The following is a 19,325-nucleotide window of genomic DNA, read 5'->3' as shown; positions in this document are numbered from 1 at the left end:
GTGCCTCGACGCGAGGGGAACGGGGGAGCGGGGTGCGGCTGACCGGGGTGTCCTCGGAGTCCGTGTGGACCGGGCTGTCGGTGACCACCACCCTGACCAACCCGAGCACCCGTCCCGGCCTGCGCCTGCCGGGGCGGGTGACGCTCGCCGCCGGGGGAGAGGACGTGCCGGTCCGGCACATCAGGCTGGGCCTGGTCGCCCAGGCGGAGCCGGCGGACCCGGGCTCGCCGCGCCGCCTGGTGCAGTACCACCAGGTGCCGATCGCCGGCCGGTTCGTGGTGCCGGCGGGGCGGCGGCGGGCGGTGGACTTCGCGTTGCCGCTGCCCTGGGAGACCCCGGTGACGATCTTCGGCGGGGTGCCGTTGATGGGTCTGCGCACCGGTCTGCGTACCGAGGTGTCGGTGGATCCGGACCTGGACCAGGGCGCGATGGTGCCGGTCCTCGTCCATCCGCTGCCGACCCAGCAGCACATCCTCGCCGCGCTGGACACCCTCGGCTTCGTGCTGCGGCAGGCGGGTCTGCAGCAGGGCCGGCTGCCGGGGGTGGAGCAGACGCTGCCGGTGCACGAGCGGCTGGGCTACTGGGTGGCGCCGCTCTACGCCGGGCCGATCACCGAGTTGGAACTGATCTTCGTGACCAACGCGGCGGGGCTGGAGGCGCTGCTCTGGCTGGACCGCCGGCTCTCCCTGGCCGGGGTCACCCACCAGAGCATCAGCCGATTCCGGGTCTGGCACGCGGGCCAGGACCGGCGGGACTGGGTGGCCACCGTGGACGGCTGGCTGCGGCACGCCATCAACCGGCACGCGGCCGCCGCCGCGCACGCCGACTGGTCCGCCACGATCAACGAGTCCGCGCACGTCAGCCGCCACCCCGACGAGCCGGTCGCGCCCGGCTACGGCCTGGGCGGCACGGCCGGCGGGGGCGGCATCGGCGGTGGCGGCGGCGACGGCACCTGACCGGCGCGGGTCAGACCGAGGCGGTGGCGAGCTTGATGCTGAAGCCGAGGAAGAGGGCGGCGACCGCGGTGGTGCCGGTGACGGCGAGGCGACGGCGGCGGTGGAACTGGGCGGCCAGGAACGTCCCGGCGAAAATCAGCGCGGTCAGGTAGAGCGCGCTGGTCACCTGGGCGATCAGGCCGAGCAGCAGGAACGACAGCGCCGGCCAGGCGTACCCGGGGTCGACGAACTGGATGAAGAAGGAGATGAAGAAGAGGATCGCCTTCGGGTTGAGCAGGCTGATCACCAGCGCCTTGCGGAACGGGCTGCGCAGCGCCGCCGGCTCCGCCGCGTCGATCAGCCGCGGCGTGGCCGGGTCGTTGCGGTCGCGCCAGCGCCGCCAGGCGCCGCGCAGCATCATCAACCCCACATAACCGAGGTACGCCGCGCCGGCGTACTTGATCACCAGGAAGAGCGGTGGGTACGCCTTGAGCAGCGACGCCACCCCGGCGGCGGAGAGGATCATCAGCACCGAGTCGCCGACGAACACCCCGCTCGCGGCCCGGTAGCCGGCCCCCACCCCGCGCCGAGCGGCGGTGGAGAGCACGAAGAGCGAGTTCGGGCCCGGCAGCAGCACGATCGCCACGGTCCCCAGCACATACGTCCAGATGTCGGTGATGCCCAGCACGCCGGACATCATGACCCCACCGGTGCCGCCGGGCGAAGCCTTTCCCGCAGCCTGACCTGTGCGTTCGGCCACTCCTCGGCCAGCATCGAGTAGAGCGCCGAGTTCCGCCAGGTGCCGTCGGCCCGCCGCCGGTTGGACCGCAGCGTCCCCTCCCGGGCGGCGCCGAGCCGTTCGATGGCCCGCTGCGACCGCTCGTTGAGCACGTCGGTCTGCCACGTCACCCGCACCGTGCCCAGGTCCTCGAATGCCCGGGTGAGCAGCAGCAGCTTCGCCTCGGTGTTGATCCCGGTCCGCCACCAGGGCCGGCCGAGCATGGTCCCGCCGATCTCCAGCGAGGAGCCGGGTTCCTCGGGCAGGTAAGAGGTGGTGCCGACCACCGCGCCGGTGGCCGCGCACCGCACCGCCCACGGCATCCGCACGCCCCGGTGGTGGGCCTCCAGCACGGTCCTGATGAACGTCCCGGTCTCCTCGGCGTCGGCCGGTCGGCGGGGGGTGCCGATGTACCGCCACACCTCCGGGTCGTCGAGCGCGGCGTACAGCTCCTCGGCGTGGGACAGGTCGAGGGGTTCCAGCACGACGTGCTCGCCGCGCAGCACCACCGGCTCCAGCCAGGCCGACCGGGCCGGCCGCAGGTACGCCGGCAGCGGCGCGGTCACCCCGGGGGCCGGCTCCGGCACCCCGGCGATCAGCCGCAGTGGCAGCACCCCGGCCCAGTACGGCAGGTCGAGGTCGGCGGGGTCGTCGTTGACCCCGCCGGTGCGGTCGCGGACGGACACCTCGCGCAGCGGCAGCGCCAGCACGGCCGTCTCGGCCAGTTCCCGGCGGCTCGGCGGCCGGCTGTCCGCGCTGCGCCCGACGGCGGCCTTCTCGACCAGCGCGGTGAGCACCGCGATCTTCTCCCGCTCGTCGGTGACCAGCCGGGCGGTGCCGTGGGCGACCACCGAGCGGTAGTTGGCGCTGTGGTGGAACTGGGAGCGGCCGTAGATCAGCGCGTCGAGCAGGGTCACCGCGACGCAGACCGGCAGCCCGGCGTCGCCGCGGGCGGCGAGCAGCGGCCGGCTGCCGGTGGAGCCGTGCAGGTAGAGGGTGTCGCCGACGCGGACGTGCAGGGTGGGCAGCACGCGCGGCTCACCGTCGACGGTGAACCCCAGCGCGCAGTGGTACGCCTCGTCGAGGACGGCGTGCGCGGCGGTCTCGTCGTAGCTCATCCGGTCGCGGGTGCGGGTGGCGGTGGTCCGTTCGGTCCGGGGGTACATGCGACATCCCACCTTCGTTCTAGTACAATAGCCAAACTGTGGCAGCACATTATCAGATCGAGGGGTCGACGTCGGCCGCCATTTCGGCCAGCGTGGAGCGCGGGATCCGCGACGGTGGATTCGCCCCGGGTGACCCCCTGCCCGCCGTCCGCGCCCTCGCCACCGAGCTGGCATTGAGCCCGGCCACCGTCGCCAGGGCGTACCAGGAGTTGCGGCAACGCGGCCTGGTGGTCACCGCCGGCCGGCACGGCACCCGGGTCCGCCCGCGCCCGCCGGTCGCCTCCCGCCGCGCCGGCCTGCTGCCGCCGCCGCTGCCCGGCGCCCGCAACCTCTCCGCCGGGCAGCCCGATCCCCGGCTGCTGCCGCCGCTCGGTCCGCGCCTGGCCGCGCTCGCCGCCGAGATCGGCCCGCCCACCGGGTACGCGGCCAACGCCGTCGTCCCCGACCTCGCCGATGCCGCCCGGGAACGGCTCTCCGCCGACGGCGTGCCCGCCGCCGAGATCACCGTCACCGGTGGCGCGCTGGACGGCATCGAGCGCCTGCTCGCCGCTCACCTGCGGCCCGGCGACGCGGTGGCCGTCGAGGACCCCGGCTGGGCCAACCTGCTGGACCTGGTCGCGGCGCTCGGGCTGCGCGCCATCGGCGTGCCGGTCGACGACGAGGGACTCACCGCGCCGGGTGTCCGGGCCGCCCTCGCCGCCGGGGCCCGCGCGCTGATCGTCACCAGCCGCGCCCAGAACCCGACCGGCGCGGCCGTGTCCGCCGACCGCGCCGACGCGTTGCGGGCCCTGCTCGCCGGCCGGTCCGACCTGCTGCTGATCGAGGACGACCACGCCGCCGAGCTGGCCCGCGTACCGCTGCATCCGCTCGCCGGGGCGACCCCGGCCTGGGCCTTCGTCCGGTCGGTGAGCAAGCCCTACGGGCCGGACCTGCGCCTGGCGGTCCTCGCCGGCGACGAGGCCACGGTGGCCCGGGTGGCCGGCCGGGCCCGGGTCGGCGCCGGCTGGGTCTCCACCGTGCTGCAACGCCTCGTGCTGGCGCTCTGGCGTGACCCCGCCACCGCCGGCCTGGTCGACCGCGCGGGGGCGAGTTACGAACGGCGGCGGAACGGGCTGGTCGACGCGCTCGCCGCGCACGGTGTGGCCGCGCACGGCCGTACCGGGATCAACGTCTGGGTGCCCGTGCCCGATGAGACCGTGGTGGTCACCGCCCTGCGCGACGCCGGCTGGTCGGTCGCCCCCGGCGTGATCAACCGGATCGCCGCCGCCCCAGGCGTCCGGATCACGGTCAGCCCGCTCGACGAGGCCGACCTGGCCCCGCTGGCCGCCGCGGTCGCCCGGGCGGTACGCCCCTCCGCGCCGTTCGGGTTCACCGCCTGACCGCCACGGCCGTTTCGGGCCCGGCCGACCAGGGCGTTGGCGGGCCGGACCGTCGTCGCGGGCTCGTGGCATGTCGGCCGAGCCTGCGGGAATGCGGCGCCGGGAGGTGGTCGACCATGGCTTCGAACAGGTCCCGGACCGGACTCTGGATCGGCATCGCGGTGGCGGTGATCGTCGTGATCATCGCGATCGCGCTGGCCTCGCGGGGCGGCGGTGGTGGTGGCGGCTACTGACGTCCGGCCGGACGCCGGGCGGTGGGTGGAACCCGGCGTCCGGCACGGAACCGGTATATAAAGTCGGCATGGCCGAGCAGACCGACGCCCCCGGCGCCCAGCAGTTCATCCCGCCGCAGGCCGACACCATCGACGAGCTGCGCGCCGCGGCGGCCGGCTGCCACGGGTGCGAGCTGTACCGGGACGCCTCCCAGACCGTCTTCGGTCGGGGCGACGAAAGCGCCCGGGTGGTCTTCGTCGGTGAGCAGCCCGGCGACATGGAGGACCAGAAGGGGCTGCCCTTCGTCGGCCCGGCCGGCCGGCTGCTGCGCAAGGCGGTGGACGACGCCGGCCTCGACCCTGGGCACATCTACCTGACCAACGCCGTGAAGCACTTCCGGTTCGAGCTGCGCGGCAAGCGCCGCATCCACCAGACCCCGGACCGGGTGCACATCACCGCCTGCCGGCCCTGGCTGGTCGCCGAGTTCGCCCGGCTGCACCCCGAGATCGTCGTGGTGCTCGGCGCCACCGCCGCCAAGGCGCTGCTCGGCCCCACCTTCCGGGTGACGAAGCAGCGTGGGGAGCTGCTGCCCTGGCCGGCGTCCGCCCAGCACCCCGAGGACTTCACCCGGGTGCCGGTGGACAACACCGGGAAGGTCGCCGACGCCCCCGAGGCCCGCCTGCTGGCCACCATCCACCCGTCCGCGGTGCTCCGCGCCGACGACCAGGACAAGGCGTACGAGGGATTGGTCGCCGACCTCACCGTCGCCGCCCGCGCCCTGACCGCCTGATCGCGCCCGCAAGATCACGCTCGTGAGCGCGGCTCGCCTCTGGGCAGCGCCGGTGAGCGGTGCCACACTGGCCGCCATGGAGCAGCATCTCTACGAGCCCGTCCACGAAGAGTTCCGGGACCTGTGCCGCCAGTTCCTGGCCCGGGAGGCCGTCCCGCACCACGAACGCTGGGAGGCCGACGGGATCGTCGACCGGAAGGTGTGGCGCAAGGCCGGCGCGGCAGGACTGCTCGGTATGGACGTGGACACCGAGTTCGGTGGCGGCGGCCAGCGGGACTTCCGGTTCAACGCGGTGCTGGACGAGGAGATCGTCGCGTCCGGCTGCTCCGGGCTCGGCTTCGGCCTGCACAACGACGTAGTGGCGCCGTACCTGACCGAGCTGACCACCGACGACCAGCGCAAGCGCTGGCTGCCCGGGTTCTGCTCCGGCGACCTGGTCACCGCGATCGCGATGAGCGAGCCGGGCGCCGGCAGCGACCTGGCCGGCATCCGCACCAGCGCGGTCCGCGACGGCGACTCGTTCGTGCTCAACGGGCAGAAGACGTTCATCACCAACGGCGAGATGGCGGACCTGGTGGTGGTCGTCGTCCGGACCGCGCCGGACCAGGGCGCGCACGGGGTGAGCCTGGTCGCGGTGGAGACCGGCACCCCGGGCTTCAGCCGGGGCCGGCGGCTGGCCAAGGTGGGCCTGAAGGCCAACGACACCGCCGAGCTCTTCTTCGACGACTGCCGGGTGCCGGCGGAGAACCTGATCGGCACCGAGAACCACGGCTTCTACCACCTGATGGGGAACCTGCCCCGGGAGCGGCTGAGCATCGCGGTGGCCGCGGTCGCGGCGGCGGAGAAGCTGCTCGCGGTCACCCTCGACTACGCCCGCTCGCGGGAGGCGTTCGGCCGGCCGATCGGGAAGTTCCAGCACAACCGCTTCCTTCTGGCGGAGCTGGACACCGAGGTCACCATCGCGCGGACGTTCGTCAACCACTGCGTGGCCGAGTTCAACGCCGGCCGGTTGTCGGTAACCGACGCGGCGAAGGCCAAGTGGTGGACCACCGAGCTGCAGAACAAGGTCGCCGACCGCTGCGTGCAGCTGCACGGCGGCTACGGCTTCATGCTCGAGTATCCGGTGGCGAAGGCCTGGCTGGACGGCCGGGTGCAGACCATCTACGGCGGCACCACCGAGATCATGAAGGAGATCATCGGTCGGGGGCTCGGCCTGTAGCGAAACGGGGTGCCGCCGATCGGGGTGCATGCGCAAGGATGGGGCAGCGTCTGACCCCTTACCGAGGAGGCCGGCATGGCCACCGACCTGACCACGCCGGTCCGTACCCGGCCCGATGCCGCGCCGATCCAGCGGCGGACCCTGCGCCTGCTCTTCACCACTCAGATCATCGGCGGGATCGGCGTCACCATCGGCATCTCGGTGGGGGCGCTGCTGGCCGCCCGGGTCGCCGGCACCGCGGTCGCCGGCCTGGCCCAGAGCGCGGCCGTGGTGGGCGGGGCGCTGCTCGCCGTCCCGGTCACCCGGATCATGAACGGGCGCGGCCGCCGGCCCGGACTGGCCGTGGCCTACCTGGCCGGCGCGGTCGGCGCCGTGCTGGTGGTGCTGGCCACGGTCACCCGCTTCGTGCCGCTGCTCTTCCTCGGGATGCTGCTCTTCGGCGGGGGCACCGCGGCGAACCTCCAGGCCCGCTACGCCGCCGTCGACCTCGCCGAGCCCGCCCGCCGGGGCCGCCAGCTCTCCCTGATCGTCTGGGCCACCACCATCGGCGCGGTGGCCGCGCCGAACTTCGCGGCGCTCGCCGACCACACCACCAGCGGGTGGGGACTGCCCCCGCTGGCCGGTCCGTTCGCCTTCTCCGCCGCCGCGTTCACCCTGGCGGCGGTCGTACTGCTGGTCCTGCTGCGACCCGACCCGCTGCTCACCGCGCGCCGGCTCGCGGCGGCCGACGCCCCGGTCGCCGCCGCGTCGCCGGACGTCACCCCGCCGGCGGACGCCGTCGTCGCGCCGGGCCGGAGCGCCCGGCGCGGCGCGGGGATGCGGGTCGCCTGGCAGGTGGTACGCCGTCGCCCGGCCGCCCGGCTCGGCATCGCCGCCGTGGCGGTGGGCCACGTGGTGATGGTGGCCGTGATGTCGATGACCCCGGTCCGCCTCGGCGAGTCGCACTCGGACGCGGACGTGCTGCGGGTGGTGGGCATCGTGCTGAGCCTGCACATCGCCGGCATGTACGCCCTCAGCCCGGTGGTGGGTTGGCTCACCGACCGGCTGGGTCGGCGCGCGGTGATCCTCGCCGGCGTCGGGCTGCTGCTCGCCGCCTGCGCGGTGGCCGGCACCGCCGGGCACCACACGCCGCAGCTCTCGATCGGCCTGGTCCTGCTCGGGCTCGGGTGGTCCGGCACCATGGTGGCCGGGTCCACGCTGCTGTCGGAGTCGGTACCGGCGGCGGTCCGCCCGAGCGTGCAGGGCTTCTCCGACCTGACGATGGGGCTGGCCGGCGCCGGGGCCGCCGCGGCGAGCGGGTTTGTCATGCGGGCGGCCGGTTATCCGGTGCTGACCCTGCTGGCGTCGATCGCGGTGGTGCCCCTGGTGGCGCTAGCGTTGCGTCCGGTGCCCGGGCGGGTGCCCGACGAGGAGGACTGATCACGTGCGGCTGACCGACTTCTGGGCGCGGCTGGAGGAGGCGTTCGGGCCGGGTTACGCGGCCAGCATCGCCCGTGACCAGGTGCTGTCCCAGCTTGGCGGGCGGACCATCGAGCAGGCGCTCTCCTCGGGTGAGCAGACCCACGTGGTGTGGCGGGCCGTCGTCGCCGCCTATCCCGACCGGGTCCCCGCCCGGCTGCGCTGAGCAGTCTCCTGGCCGCTTCCGCGTGTCGCTTGCCGAGTCGTACACCTGTTCGGCTATTGTCCACAGCGGGGTGCTCGTCCACAGCTCGCGGCCCGTCGGCTGGTTTTCTGTCGGACCCAGCGCCTAGCGTGTCCCGCGTGACGCGAAGCTCAGGAAAGACGCCGGCGAAGGCAGGGGTGGCAAACATGGCCGCAGGGCCCGACCGGGAGAAGGCACTCGACCTTGCTCTCGCTCAGATCGACAAGCAGTTCGGCAAGGGTTCGGTGATGCGGCTGGGCGAGCGACCGGTCATCCAGACCGCGGTGATCCCGACCGGCTCCATCGCGCTCGACGTGGCGCTCGGCGTGGGCGGTCTGCCCCGCGGCCGGGTCGTCGAGATCTACGGTCCCGAGTCCAGCGGTAAGACCACGGTCGCCCTGCACGCGGTGGCCAACGCCCAGCGGGCCGGCGGCATCGCCGCCTTCATCGACGCCGAGCACGCGCTCGACCCGGAGTACGCGAAGGCCCTCGGCGTCGACACCGACGCCCTGCTGGTCTCCCAGCCGGACACCGGCGAGCAGGCGCTGGAGATCGCGGACATGCTGGTCCGCTCTGGCGCGATCGACATCATCGTGATCGACTCGGTTGCAGCCCTGGTGCCGCGCGCCGAGATCGAGGGCGAGATGGGCGACAGCCACGTGGGTCTCCAGGCCCGGCTGATGAGCCAGGCGCTGCGGAAGATCACCGGTGTGCTCAACAACACCGCCACCACGGCGATCTTCATCAACCAGCTCCGCGAGAAGATCGGCGTGATGTTCGGCTGCATGTCGTACTCGACCAGGGTCACCCTGGCGGATGGCACGCAGGAGAAGATCGGCAAGATCGTCAACCAGCGGATGGACGTCGAGGTCCTCTCGTACAACCCGGAGACCGACCGGGTGGAGCCGAAGCGGATCACGAACTGGTTCAACAACGGCCCGGCGGAGGAGTTCCTCCAGTTCACCGTGGCGAAGTCAGGTGGCAACGGGCGGGCCCAGTTCGCGGCCACGGCCAACCACCTGATCCGTACCCCTGCCGGGTGGCGGGAGGCCGGTGAGCTGATCGCCGGGGACCGGGTCATGCTGGCCGAGCCGCGGCGCCTCAGCGAACAGCAGTGGCAGGTCGTGCTCGGCTCGTTGATGGGCGATGGCGCCCTCTCCGCCAACCGTCATGACCGCTCGGGGGTCCGCTTCCGGCTCGGTCACGGCGCCCAGCAGATGGACTACCTTGGCTGGAAGGTGTCGCTGCTCGGCAATATCACCCACTCTCGGCGGACCGACGCTCGTGGTGCAGTCTTCGCCGACTTCACGCCACTGCCCGAGTTGGACGAGTTGCGCCGAGCTGTCTACCTGGGCGACGGCAAGAAGCACCTCAGCTGGGATTACCTCAAGGCGCTGACCCCCTTGGCGCTCGCTGTGTGGTACATGGATGACGGATGCTTCACGCTCCGGTCCAAGGGCATGCAGGAACGTACGAAGGGTGGCTCCGGGCGGATCGAGATCTGTGTCGAGGCGATGGCCGAGGGCAGTCGGGACCGGCTGGTCGAGTACCTGCACGACGCGTACGGGCTGGACGTGAAACTGGGGGCCCGTGGCGCTCGACAGACGGCATCCGTCATGTTCACCACGGAGGCGTCGGCGAGGTTCCACGAGCTGATCGCACCGTACGTGCCTGCGGCGATGGAGTCCAAGCTGCTGCCGAGATTCCGTGGCCGGTGCACCGTTGAGCCGCAGTTCGTCTCCGCGGAACTCATGCCGGTGCCGGCTCGGATCATCGACGTGCACGCCAAGCCGAAGACCCGTTCGATGAACCGGTTCGACATCGAGGTGGATGGCAACCACAACTACTTCGTCGATGGCGTGATGGTGCACAACAGCCCGGAGACCACCACCGGTGGTCGGGCGCTGAAGTTCTACGCCTCGGTCCGGCTCGACGTGCGCCGCATCGAGAGCCTCAAGGACGGCACCGACGTGGTCGGCAACCGCACCCGCGTCAAGGTCGTGAAGAACAAGGTCGCCGCGCCGTTCAAGCAGGCCGAGTTCGACATCATGTACGGCAAGGGCATCTCCCGCGAGGGCTCGCTGATCGACGTCGGCGTGGAGCAGGCGATCATCCGCAAGTCCGGCGCCTGGTACACCTACGACGGTGACCAGCTGGGCCAGGGCAAGGAGAAGGCCCGGGAGTTCCTCAAGGAGAACCCGGACGTGGCGGCCGAGATCGAGAAGAAGATCCTGGAGAAGCTCGGCGTCGGGGTCGGCGCGGGCGACGCCGCCGGTGGCCCGGAGCTGCCGCCGGTCGACTTCTGACCGGTCGCGCCGAGTGGCAGGACGACGCGCTCGCACGGGGCGGGGCTGGGACGCCAGCCCGACCCGGGCGAGTGACGACAACTCGACCCGGCCCCGGCGGGGTCGCCGCGGCCGGTCCGAGGAGACCGACCCGGAGGCGACCCCGGCGGCACCGCGCGACGAGGCCGAGGTGGCCCGGGAGATCTGCCTGCGGCAGCTCGCGGTCCGGCCGCGTACCCGGGTGGAGCTGGCCGGCGCCCTCGCGAAGCGGGGCATCTCCGAGGAGGTCTCCGCGCAGGTGCTCGACCGGTACGACGAGGTCGGCATCATCGACGACGCCGCCTTCGCCCGGGCCTGGGTCTCCAGCCGGCACGCCGGCCGGGGGTTGGCCCGCCGGGCGCTCGCCAACGAGCTGCGCCAGCGCGGCGTGGACGGCGACGTGGCCAGCGAGGCGCTCGGCGAGCTGGACGAGGAGACCGAGGCGGAGACCGCCCGGGCCCTGGTGGACCGGAAGCTGCGCACGGTCCGGGGCGAGCCGGACGCGGTGTTCCGCCGCCTCGTCGGCATGCTGGCCCGCAAGGGCTACCCGCCGGGCGTGGCGATCCGGGCGGTGAAGGACGCCCTCGCCGCGCAGAGCGCCGAGGCGGCCGAGTTCGCCGAGCAGATCGACGCCGACGCCCTGGCCGACGCCGAGAACGAGCTCGACCGGGACAACCGCGGACTCGGCTGAGCCCGCGAACGGCCGCGCCGCCGCGCGGTCGTGCCGCCGAACTGCTGTGCCGCCGAGCTGCCCAGCCGTCGTGCCGTCGTGTTGGTCGCGCCGCCGAGGCGGCCAGGCGGTGGGGCGGCGGGGAGAGTGCCGGCCCGGGGCGGGGTCGGGCGATGATGGCAGGGTGCTGAAAGCCTGTCTGAACGGGGGCCGGCGTCGCGACGAGCACCCGGCCGTCCCGGTCACCCCGGCCGAGTTGGCCGCCGACGCCGCCCGGTGCGCCGCGCTCGGGGCGGCCGCGGTGCACGTCCACCCCCGGGACGCCACCGGGGCGGAGTCGCTCGCTCCGGCGGTGATCGCCGAGGCGGTCACCGCGCTGCGGGCCGCCGGGCTGCCGGTGGGGGTGAGCACCGGCGCCTGGATCGAGCCGGACCCGGTCGCCCGGGTGGCCGCCGTCCGGGCCTGGCCGGTGCTGCCCGACTTCGTCTCCGTGAACGCGCACGAGCCCGGCGCGGAGGCGGTCGCCGCGGCGCTGCACGAGCGGGGCGTGCTCGTCGAGGCCGGGCTCTGGACGGTGGCGGCGGTCGAGGCGTGGCGCGGCTGGCGGGTCCCGGCCGGGCGGATCCTGGTCGAGTGCACCCCCGACGACCCGGTGACGGCGCTGGCGGACGCCGCGGCGATCCTCGCCGCCCTCGCCCCCGGCGGGCCACCGGTGCTGCTGCACGGCGAGGGCGCAGCCGCCTGGCCGGTGCTCGCCGAGGCGGTACGCCGTCGCCTGGACACCCGGATCGGCCTGGAGGACACGCTGCGCCTCTCCGACGGCACCCCCACCCCCGACAACCCCACCCTCGTCGACGCCGCCCTCACCCTGGGTGCCGCCTGACGCACCCGGTGCCTCTCCGGCGACCTCCTGGCGCGAGTGATCGTCTGCACGTCAGCGATTCGACACGCCACGGGGGATGTCGGTGGCGTGCAGACGATCATGGTGCCGGTGCGGGCGGGGCGGTGGCGGGCTGAGCAGGTCCGGAAGGTGACTCAGCGGCCGTCGGCGCGGGCCCTTTGTCTACTCCTGTCCGGCATGCCTTCACCTGCGGGTGACGGCTCAACTTCTCTCCGTCCGGGTGGTTTGATCATGAGTTCTTGACCGAACCGCCCCTGGCGACCTAGCCTCGCCATACAGGCTCACATTGCCCGACCAGCGCAGGCTAAGCGCACAACATAGATCTCGTAACAGAACAGCATCACTTTGGCCAGCTTCACCGGCCCTTGACGGCAGCTCCGGACAGCCGGTCCGGAGCCGACCGACAACTGCAACCGGCCATCGGCGATGCCCTTCCGAGGGCACCGCCGACGGAAAGCTACCCACTGCCAGCCGCTCCGGTCGGGCGTCCAGAGCCGCAGGTGCGTGCCCCCGGCACGTCTCCTGCGGAGTCGACGTTCAGGGGAGGCGGCCATGGCGGGGCGGCACAGGTTCACCGGCGGTCTTCCACGCATCGCCGGCCGGTCGGGCGCCGACCAGGCAACCGGCGGTCGGTCGGGCGCCGAGCAGGTCATCGGCGGCCGGTCGGGCGCCGGCCCGGTCACCGGGGGTCGGGGGACGGCCCGGGGTCGCCGGGAGGCGTCCCCCCGTCGCGGGGCGGCGGCATGAACGCCTTCGACGTCGTCATCCTCGCGGTGGTGCTGATCCTGGCCGTCGTGGTGGTCGGGGCGGTGCTGGTGGGCGTCCGGGCGCTGCGCCGGATGAGCGTCGCGCCGGCCCCCGAGGACCCGGCCTTCATCGCCGAGAAGGACCGGCAGGAGCAGTCGCTCGCCGCCCTGCGCACCGCCGCCGACGAGGCCAACAGCACCATCGACGTGGCGAAGTCGGCCGCCGCCGCGGCCCGCACCGAGGCGGCCGCCGCCAAGGCCGAGGCGAAGGCGGCCCGGGCCGAGGCCCGCCGGGTCCTCGACGACGCCCGCGCGGAGGCCGACACCGTCCTGGAACGGGCGCACAAGCAGGCCGAGGCGGACGCCGAGCAGCTCCGCACGGCCGCCCGACGCAGCGGCGAACGGGAGGTCGCCGTGCTCGCCGCGACCACCCGGGAGCAGGCCGCCGAGGTGGAACGCCGGGCCGCCCGGATGGACGAGCGGGAGCGGATGCACACCGAGGAGGTGGAGCGGCTCGCCGAGCGGGAGCGGCAGCTCACCGCCGCCAGCGCCGCCCTCGCCGCCCGGGAGAACGCGCTGGCCGAGCGGGAGCGGGCGGTGGCCGAGGCGGAGGAGCAGCGCCGCCGCGAGCTGGAGCGGGTGGCCGGGCTGACCGCCGACGCCGCCCGGGCTGAGCTGGTCGAGGCGATCGAGGGCCAGGCCAAGCGGGAGGCCGCCCTGCTGGTGCGGGACATCGAGTCGGAGGCCCGCAACACTGCCGAGCAGCGCGCCCGGAACATCGTCGTGGACGCCATCCAGCGGGTCGCCGGCGAGCAGACCGCGGAGAGCGTGGTCAGCGTCCTGCACCTGCCGGGCGACGAGATGAAGGGGCGGATCATCGGCCGGGAGGGGCGCAACATCCGCGCCTTCGAGTCGGTCACCGGGGTCAACCTGATCATCGACGACACCCCCGAGGCGGTGCTGCTCTCCTGCTTCGACCCGGTCCGCCGGGAGGTCGGCCGGCTCACCCTGGAGAAGCTGGTCCTCGACGGGCGGATCCACCCGCACCGGATCGAAGAGGTCTACGACCTGGCCCGGCACGAGGTGGAGGAGCTCTGCCTCCGGGCCGCCGAGGACGCCCTGGTCGAGGTGGGCATCACCGAGATCCACCCGGAGCTGGTCGCCCTGCTCGGCCGGCTGCGCTACCGGACGTCGTACGGGCAGAACGTGCTCAAGCACCTGGTGGAGACCGCGCACATCGCCGGGATCATGGCCGCCGAGCTGCGGCTGGACGTGCCGACCATCAAGCGGTCGGCGTTCCTGCATGACATCGGCAAGGCGCTCACCCACGAGGTGGAGGGGAGTCACGCCATCATCGGCGCCGACCTCGCCCGCAAGTACGGCGAGAGCGAGGACGTGGTGCACGCCATCGAGGCGCACCACAACGAGGTGCCGCCGCAGACCGTCGAGGCCGTCCTCACCCAGGCCTCCGACGCCTGCTCGGGCGGGCGGCCGGGCGCCCGCCGGGAGAGCCTGGAGGCGTACGTCAAGCGGCTGGAGCGGATCGAGGAGATCGCCGCCGGCAAGGTCGGCGTGGAGAAGGTCTTCGCCATGCAGGCGGGCCGGGAGATCCGGGTGATGGTGAAGCCGGACGACGTCGACGACATCGGCGCGGCGGTCCTCGCCCGGGACGTGGCCAAGCAGATCGAGGAGGAGCTGACCTACCCCGGTCAGATCCGGGTGACCGTGGTCCGCGAGTCCCGGGTCACCGAGATCGCCCGCTGACCGCCGCATCCCGCCCGGCCCCACGACATCGCCGGGCACTCTGCCGCGGACCGGACGAGCCGCCGAGGCCGGCGCTGGCCGGGCGCTGTGGAGCCGATGTCGTGGACGAATCGGCACCTGCTCCGGCGACGCCGTGCCGGGCCGTCCGGGCGGGACGGCACCGGCACGGCGTGGCGATGCGTGGAGCGGTCAGCCCTGCGGCTCGGAGACGGCCACCCCGCCGGCCGGGGTCGAGTCCGGGGCGGTCTGCTTGGGGATCCGGAACCCGCGCCGGCGGGTACGCCGGTCCAGCCAGTTCGCCAGCACGGTGAGCAGCGAGTTGAGCAGGATGTAGATCACGGCCACCACGATCGCGGCGGCGACCACGTTGCCGTAGTTCGCGGAGAGGTCGTTGACGCCGCGGGCGAGCAGCTCGGGGAAGGCCACGATGTAGCCGAGCGCGGTGTCCTTGAGCAGCACGACGAGCTGGCTGACGATCACCGGGAGCATCGCCCGGGCGGCCTGCGGCACCAGGATCAGCCGCATCACCTGGCTCTTGCGCATGCCCACCGCGTAGGCGGCCTCGGACTGGCCGCCGGGGATCGACCGGATACCGGCCCGGAACGCCTCGGCCAGCACCGAGCCGTTGTAGAGGGTCAGGCCGGCCACCACGGCGGTGAACGCCGTCACCGGTCCCTGGATGAGGAACGGCACGCCGTAGAAGATGAAGAAGATCATCAAGAGCAGCGGTACGGCCCGGAAGAACTCCACCACCACGCCGGCCGGCACCCGGATCCACCAGTGGTCGGAGATCCGCCCCACCGCGAAGACGATGCCGAAGGCCAGCGACAGCACCATGCCGGTGCCTGCGGCGAGCAGGGTCTGCCACAGGGCGGGGAGGATGAACTCGGTCCAGGTGGTCGACCGGGTGAAGGGCTCCCAGAGCCGGCCCTCCCACTGGCCGGCCTGGTCGAACCTGCTGTAGATCCACCACAGCAACGCGACCAGGCCGAGGCCGAAGACGACGCTGAGCACCGCGTTGCGGACGCGGGCGCGGGGCCCCGGGTGGTCGTAGAGGACGTTGCTGGTGCTCATCAGCGCTTCACCGCCAGACGGTTGGCCAGCCAGCCGAAGAAGTAGCCGGTGGGGATGAGGATCGCGGCGAAGGTGCCGGCGAAGACCGCGAAGATCGGGATGACCGCGTCGCCGTTGCTGTTGAGCAGGTCCTTCATCACGCTGGACGCCTCGATCAGCCCGATGGTGCCGACGATCGTGGCGTTCTTGCACAGCGCGATGAGCACGCTGCCCAGCGGCGCCACCACGGCGCGCCCGGCCTGCGGCAGGACCACGATGCGCAGGGTCTGGAAGAAGGTCAGCCCGATCGCCCGGGCCGCCTCCGCCTGGCCGGCCGGGACGGTGTTGACGCCGGACCGGACGGCCTCGCAGACGAACGCCGCGGTGTAGACCGACAGGCCGATGACGCCGAGCCAGTAGTTGTTCCGGTCCAGGTCGTCGGAGAGCCGCAGCCCCAGCGTGGAGTAGAGGCCGAAGAAGCAGAAGAAGATGATCAGCGTCAGCGGCGTGTTGCGGAAGATGTTCACCCAGGCCGCGCCGAAGCCGCGCAGCACGGGCACCGGGGAGACCCGGAACGCGGCGAGTAGCACGCCGAGCACCAGCGCGATCACCGCCGACGCGCCGGTCAGCTTGAGGATCCAGAGAAAGCCCGACACGTACGCGTCGAGGTTGGTCGGATCAGCGAATACGTGCATGCGTCGACTCCCGGGGCACGTCGTCGGCGTCGTGACAGGCCGGGGCCGGCACCCGTACGGATGCCGGCCCCGGAACCGGTCAGACGCTGCCGCAGTTGGTCAGCTTGGTGGTGTCCAGCTCGGGCGCGGCCTTGCCGCTCTTGCCCAGGGTGGCGTCCCAGGCGGCCTTGTAGCTGCCGTCCGAGGCGGCGGTCTTGAGGATCTCGTTGACCTTCTCGCAGCCGGCCTTGTCGTCCTTCTTCAGGCCGATCCCGTAGGGCTCGGTGGAGAAGGGCTTGCCGACCACCTTGAACTTGCCGGCGTACTGGGACTGGGCGGCGTAGCCGGCGAGGATGATGTCGTCGGTGGTGACGGCGTCGACCTGGCCGTTCTCCAGCAGCGGCAGGCACTTCGAGTACGAGTCGAACTGCTGCAGCTTGGCCTTCGGGTGCTCGGTCTGGATCCGCTTGGCCGGGGTCGAGCCGGTCACCGAGCAGACGGTCTTGCCGTCCAGCGCCTCCGGCCCGGACAGCGTCGAGTCGGCCTTCACCAGCAGGTCCTGACCCGCGATGAAGTACGGGCCGGCAAAGTTGATCTTCTGCTTGCGCTCGTCGTTGATCGTGTACGTCGCCACGACCAGGTCGACGGTGCCCTGCTGGATGAAGGGCTCACGGTTGGCGGAGACGGTGGTCTTCCACTCGATGTTGTTCGCGTCGACGCCCAGGCCCTTGGCCACGATCTTGGCGATCTCGACGTCGAAGCCCTCGTACGTGCTGCCGGTCTGCAGGCCCAGACCCGGCTGGTCGGCCTTGACGCCGATGACCAGCTTCTTCTGGCTCTGTGCCTTGCCGACGATGCCCTTGGCGCCCCCGCTGCCGGAACCGCTGTCGTCGCCGCCGCAGGCGCTCATGCCGAGCGCCAGGGTGGCCGCCGCGGCTGCCGCCGCCACGTGCTTCATACGCATACTCATCTCCTTCTTCGACGGGAGCCCGCCGGGAACCGGCGTGCTCCACTCGGGACGCTCAGTGCGTGAGAATCTTGGAGAGGAAGTCCTTGGCCCGCTCGCTGCGCGGGTTGGCGAAGAACTCTGTCGGCGGGGCGTCCTCGACCAGCTTGCCGTCGGCCATGAAGATGACCCGGTTGGCCGCGTGCCGGGCGAAGCCCATCTCGTGGGTGACCACGACCATCGTCATGCCGTCGCGGGCCAGCGAGGTCATCACATCCAGCACCTCGCCGACCATCTCCGGGTCCAGCGCGCTGGTCGGCTCGTCGAAGAGCATCGCCTTGGGCTGCATGGCCAGCGCGCGGGCGATCGCCGCCCGCTGCTGCTGGCCGCCGGAGAGCTGCGCCGGGTACTTCTCGGCCTGGTTGGCGATGCCCACCCGGTCCAGCAGGGCCAGGCCGCGCTCGCGGGCGGCGGCCGGCTTCTCCTTGCGCACCTTCACCGGGCCGAGGGTGACGTTCTCCAGGATCGTCTTGTGCGCGAAGAGGTTGAACGACTGGAAGACCATGCCGACCTCGCTGCGCAGCTTCGCCAGCGCCTTCCCCTCCGCGGGCAGCGGCTGGCCGTCGAAGGTGATGGTGCCGGAGTCGATCGGCTCCAGCCGGTTGATCGTCCGGCAGAGCGTCGACTTGCCGGAGCCCGAGGGGCCGATGACCACGACCACCTCGCCCTTGTCGACGGAGAGCGACACGTCGTCCAGTACGTGCAGCGGGCCGAAGTACTTGTTGACCCCGTCCAGCACGATGAGCGGTTCGCCCGTCGTCACGTCGTCCACCGTCCCTGTCGGTCGCCTGCGGAACCGGGGTCGGTCGACCCCCGGTTGGGCCACTGTAGGCGGGCCCACGTGGCGGAACGCAACCCAGATGGTCACGGAGCGGTAACACCGGTCCCCGCCGTGCCGGGGCGTCCGATTTCCGTCCACCCCCCGGCCCGTCCGGGTGGCGGCGGCGGTGTTTCACGGAGATCATGTGGGGATGACCGACGCGATCCGGTTGACCGATTACGCCCGCGGCGGTGGCTGCGCGTGCAAGATTCCGCCGGGCGAGTTGGAGGCGATGGTCGCGGGACTCGGTCCGGCCAGCGGCACCGCGGACCTGCTGGTCGGCCTGGAGCACGGCGACGACGCGGCGGTGGTCCGGCTGGACGAGCGGACCGGCCTGGTCAGCACCGCCGACTTCTTCACCCCGGTCGTCGATGACGCGTACGACTGGGGCCGGATCGCCGCGGCCAACGCGCTCTCCGACGTGTACGCGATGGGCGGCACGCCCCTCGTCGCGCTCAACCTGCTCTGCTGGCCGCGGGAGAAGCTGCCGGTCGAGCTGGCCCGGGAGGTGCTGCGCGGCGGCCAGGACGTGGCCCGGGAGGCGGCCTGCCATCTGGCCGGCGGACACAGCGTCGACGACGACGGCCCGAAGTACGGCCTCGCGGTCACCGGAGTGGTCCGCCCGGAGGAGCTGATCACCCTGGACGCCGGCCGGGCCGGCCTGCCGCTGTCGCTGACCAAGCCGCTCGGCGTCGGGGTGCTGAACACCCGGCACAAGCAGACGGGGGAGCGGTTCCCGGAGGCGGTCGCCTCGATGGCCGGGCTGAACCGGGACGCCGCGCGGGCGGCGGTGTCCGCCGGCATCCGCTGTGGCACCGACGTGACCGGCTTCGGCCTGCTCGGGCACGCCTCGAAGCTGGCCCGGGCCAGCCGGTTGACGGTGGCGATCGACGCCGCCCGGGTGCCGTACCTGCCGGGGGCCCGGCAGGCGCTGCGGGACGGGTACGTCAGCGGCGGCACCCGCCGCAACCTGGACTGGGTGACCCCGTGGACGGACTTCGGCGCGACCGATGAGGGGGAGCGGTTGCTGCTGGCCGACGCGCAGACCTCTGGTGGCCTGCTGGTCGCCGGGGAGGTGGCCGGCGGCACGGTGATCGGCGAGCTGCTCCCCCGCGGCGAGCATCTGGTCCGGATCCGCTGACCGCCATGTCGCTGTCCCGGACGGCGCACCACGCCTCGGTGATCCCTGCCGCGAACGCGCCACGATACCCGATAAGCTGTCATCTTCCCGCTACTCGGAGCAAC

At 72.7% G+C, this 19,325-nt stretch carries 17 protein-coding genes and 2 pseudogenes; 13 read left to right on the top strand and 6 right to left on the bottom strand.

Going from position 1 to position 19,325, the window contains the following annotated elements; genetic code table 11:
- Positions 1-32 precede the first annotated feature (32 nt).
- Complete coding sequence (locus tag OG799_RS20325) at positions 33-956, top strand: sporulation protein (protein WP_406036746.1); 924 nt, start codon at positions 33-35, stop codon at positions 954-956.
- 10 nt (positions 957-966) lie between these two features.
- Here the strand turns inward: OG799_RS20325 and leuE are convergent, their stop codons facing one another.
- Together leuE and OG799_RS20315 are read right to left on the bottom strand one after the other, a co-directional pair.
- Complete coding sequence (leuE, locus tag OG799_RS20320) at positions 967-1,635, bottom strand: leucine efflux protein LeuE (RefSeq protein ID WP_406036745.1); 669 nt, start codon at positions 1,633-1,635, stop codon at positions 967-969.
- Positions 1,632-2,879: a bifunctional pyridoxamine 5'-phosphate oxidase family protein/GNAT family N-acetyltransferase gene (locus tag OG799_RS20315; RefSeq protein ID WP_406036744.1), complete on the bottom strand. Its 1,248-nt coding sequence runs from the start codon at positions 2,877-2,879 to the stop codon at positions 1,632-1,634. Before OG799_RS20315 ends, leuE begins: the two co-directional genes overlap by 4 nt.
- A gap of 38 nt (positions 2,880-2,917) precedes the next feature.
- Between OG799_RS20315 and OG799_RS20310 the strand changes: the two genes are divergently transcribed.
- The 11 genes and pseudogenes from OG799_RS20310 (at position 2,918) to rny (ending at position 14,527) form a co-directional block, all read left to right on the top strand.
- Positions 2,918-4,258 (top strand): aminotransferase class I/II-fold pyridoxal phosphate-dependent enzyme, encoded by a 1,341-nt coding sequence (locus OG799_RS20310; RefSeq protein WP_406036743.1) that lies wholly within the window; start codon positions 2,918-2,920, stop codon positions 4,256-4,258.
- 301 nt (positions 4,259-4,559) lie between these two features.
- Complete coding sequence (locus OG799_RS20305; protein WP_406036742.1) at positions 4,560-5,261, top strand: UdgX family uracil-DNA binding protein; 702 nt, start codon at positions 4,560-4,562, stop codon at positions 5,259-5,261.
- A gap of 76 nt (positions 5,262-5,337) precedes the next feature.
- Positions 5,338-6,480 carry an acyl-CoA dehydrogenase family protein gene (locus OG799_RS20300; protein ID WP_406036741.1) on the top strand — a complete coding sequence of 381 codons (1,143 nt, stop codon included), beginning with the start codon at positions 5,338-5,340 and terminating at the stop codon, positions 6,478-6,480.
- A 75-nt stretch (positions 6,481-6,555) separates the two neighbouring features.
- Positions 6,556-7,899 carry an MFS transporter gene (locus OG799_RS20295; protein ID WP_406036740.1) on the top strand — a complete coding sequence of 448 codons (1,344 nt, stop codon included), beginning with the start codon at positions 6,556-6,558 and terminating at the stop codon, positions 7,897-7,899.
- Between the two features lie 4 nt (positions 7,900-7,903).
- Positions 7,904-8,104 (top strand): DUF3046 domain-containing protein, encoded by a 201-nt coding sequence (locus OG799_RS20290; protein ID WP_088970405.1) that lies wholly within the window; start codon positions 7,904-7,906, stop codon positions 8,102-8,104.
- 185 nt (positions 8,105-8,289) lie between these two features.
- Positions 8,290-9,141 (top strand): annotated as a pseudogene (recA, locus tag OG799_RS20285) (recombinase RecA); the annotation flags it as partial.
- 60 nt (positions 9,142-9,201) lie between these two features.
- A pseudogene (locus OG799_RS20280) lies at positions 9,202-9,756 on the top strand (LAGLIDADG endonuclease); the annotation flags it as partial.
- Positions 9,757-9,927: 171 nt separating this feature from the next.
- Positions 9,928-10,428: a hypothetical protein gene (locus OG799_RS20275; RefSeq protein WP_406046350.1), complete on the top strand. Its 501-nt coding sequence runs from the start codon at positions 9,928-9,930 to the stop codon at positions 10,426-10,428.
- Between the two features lie 13 nt (positions 10,429-10,441).
- A complete protein-coding gene (locus OG799_RS20270) occupies positions 10,442-11,137 on the top strand; it encodes a regulatory protein RecX (protein ID WP_406036739.1) in 696 nt (231 codons plus the stop codon).
- A gap of 163 nt (positions 11,138-11,300) precedes the next feature.
- The gene (locus OG799_RS20265; RefSeq protein WP_406036738.1) at positions 11,301-11,999 is read left to right on the top strand and encodes a 3-keto-5-aminohexanoate cleavage protein; all 699 of its coding nucleotides are present in this window, start codon (positions 11,301-11,303) and stop codon (positions 11,997-11,999) included.
- 761 nt (positions 12,000-12,760) lie between these two features.
- A complete protein-coding gene (gene rny / locus OG799_RS20260) occupies positions 12,761-14,527 on the top strand; it encodes a ribonuclease Y (RefSeq protein WP_406036737.1) in 1,767 nt (588 codons plus the stop codon).
- A 189-nt stretch (positions 14,528-14,716) separates the two neighbouring features.
- Here the strand turns inward: rny and OG799_RS20255 are convergent, their stop codons facing one another.
- The 4 genes from OG799_RS20255 to OG799_RS20240 all read right to left on the bottom strand — a co-directional run bounded on the left by OG799_RS20255 (position 14,717) and on the right by OG799_RS20240 (position 18,032).
- The gene (locus tag OG799_RS20255) at positions 14,717-15,601 is read right to left on the bottom strand and encodes an amino acid ABC transporter permease (RefSeq protein ID WP_406036736.1); all 885 of its coding nucleotides are present in this window, start codon (positions 15,599-15,601) and stop codon (positions 14,717-14,719) included.
- A complete protein-coding gene (locus OG799_RS20250; RefSeq protein ID WP_406036735.1) occupies positions 15,601-16,275 on the bottom strand; it encodes an amino acid ABC transporter permease in 675 nt (224 codons plus the stop codon). The genes OG799_RS20255 and OG799_RS20250 overlap by 1 nt, the downstream gene beginning before the upstream one ends.
- Before the next feature lie 79 nt (positions 16,276-16,354).
- Positions 16,355-17,218, bottom strand: a complete 864-nt coding sequence (locus tag OG799_RS20245; RefSeq protein WP_406036734.1) for a glutamate ABC transporter substrate-binding protein — start codon at positions 17,216-17,218, stop codon at positions 16,355-16,357.
- A gap of 58 nt (positions 17,219-17,276) precedes the next feature.
- A complete protein-coding gene (locus OG799_RS20240) occupies positions 17,277-18,032 on the bottom strand; it encodes an amino acid ABC transporter ATP-binding protein (protein WP_406036733.1) in 756 nt (251 codons plus the stop codon).
- 199 nt (positions 18,033-18,231) lie between these two features.
- Between OG799_RS20240 and selD the strand changes: the two genes are divergently transcribed.
- A complete protein-coding gene (gene selD / locus OG799_RS20235; RefSeq protein ID WP_406036732.1) occupies positions 18,232-19,221 on the top strand; it encodes a selenide, water dikinase SelD in 990 nt (329 codons plus the stop codon).
- Positions 19,222-19,325: the final 104 nt, after the last annotated feature.

Origin of the sequence: Micromonospora sp. NBC_00898, from assembly GCF_045207895.1 — a bacterium.
GTDB lineage: Bacteria > Actinomycetota > Actinomycetes > Mycobacteriales > Micromonosporaceae > Micromonospora.
Note: the sequence above shows the minus strand (reverse complement) of the source record. Positions and strands in the feature narration are given on the sequence as shown.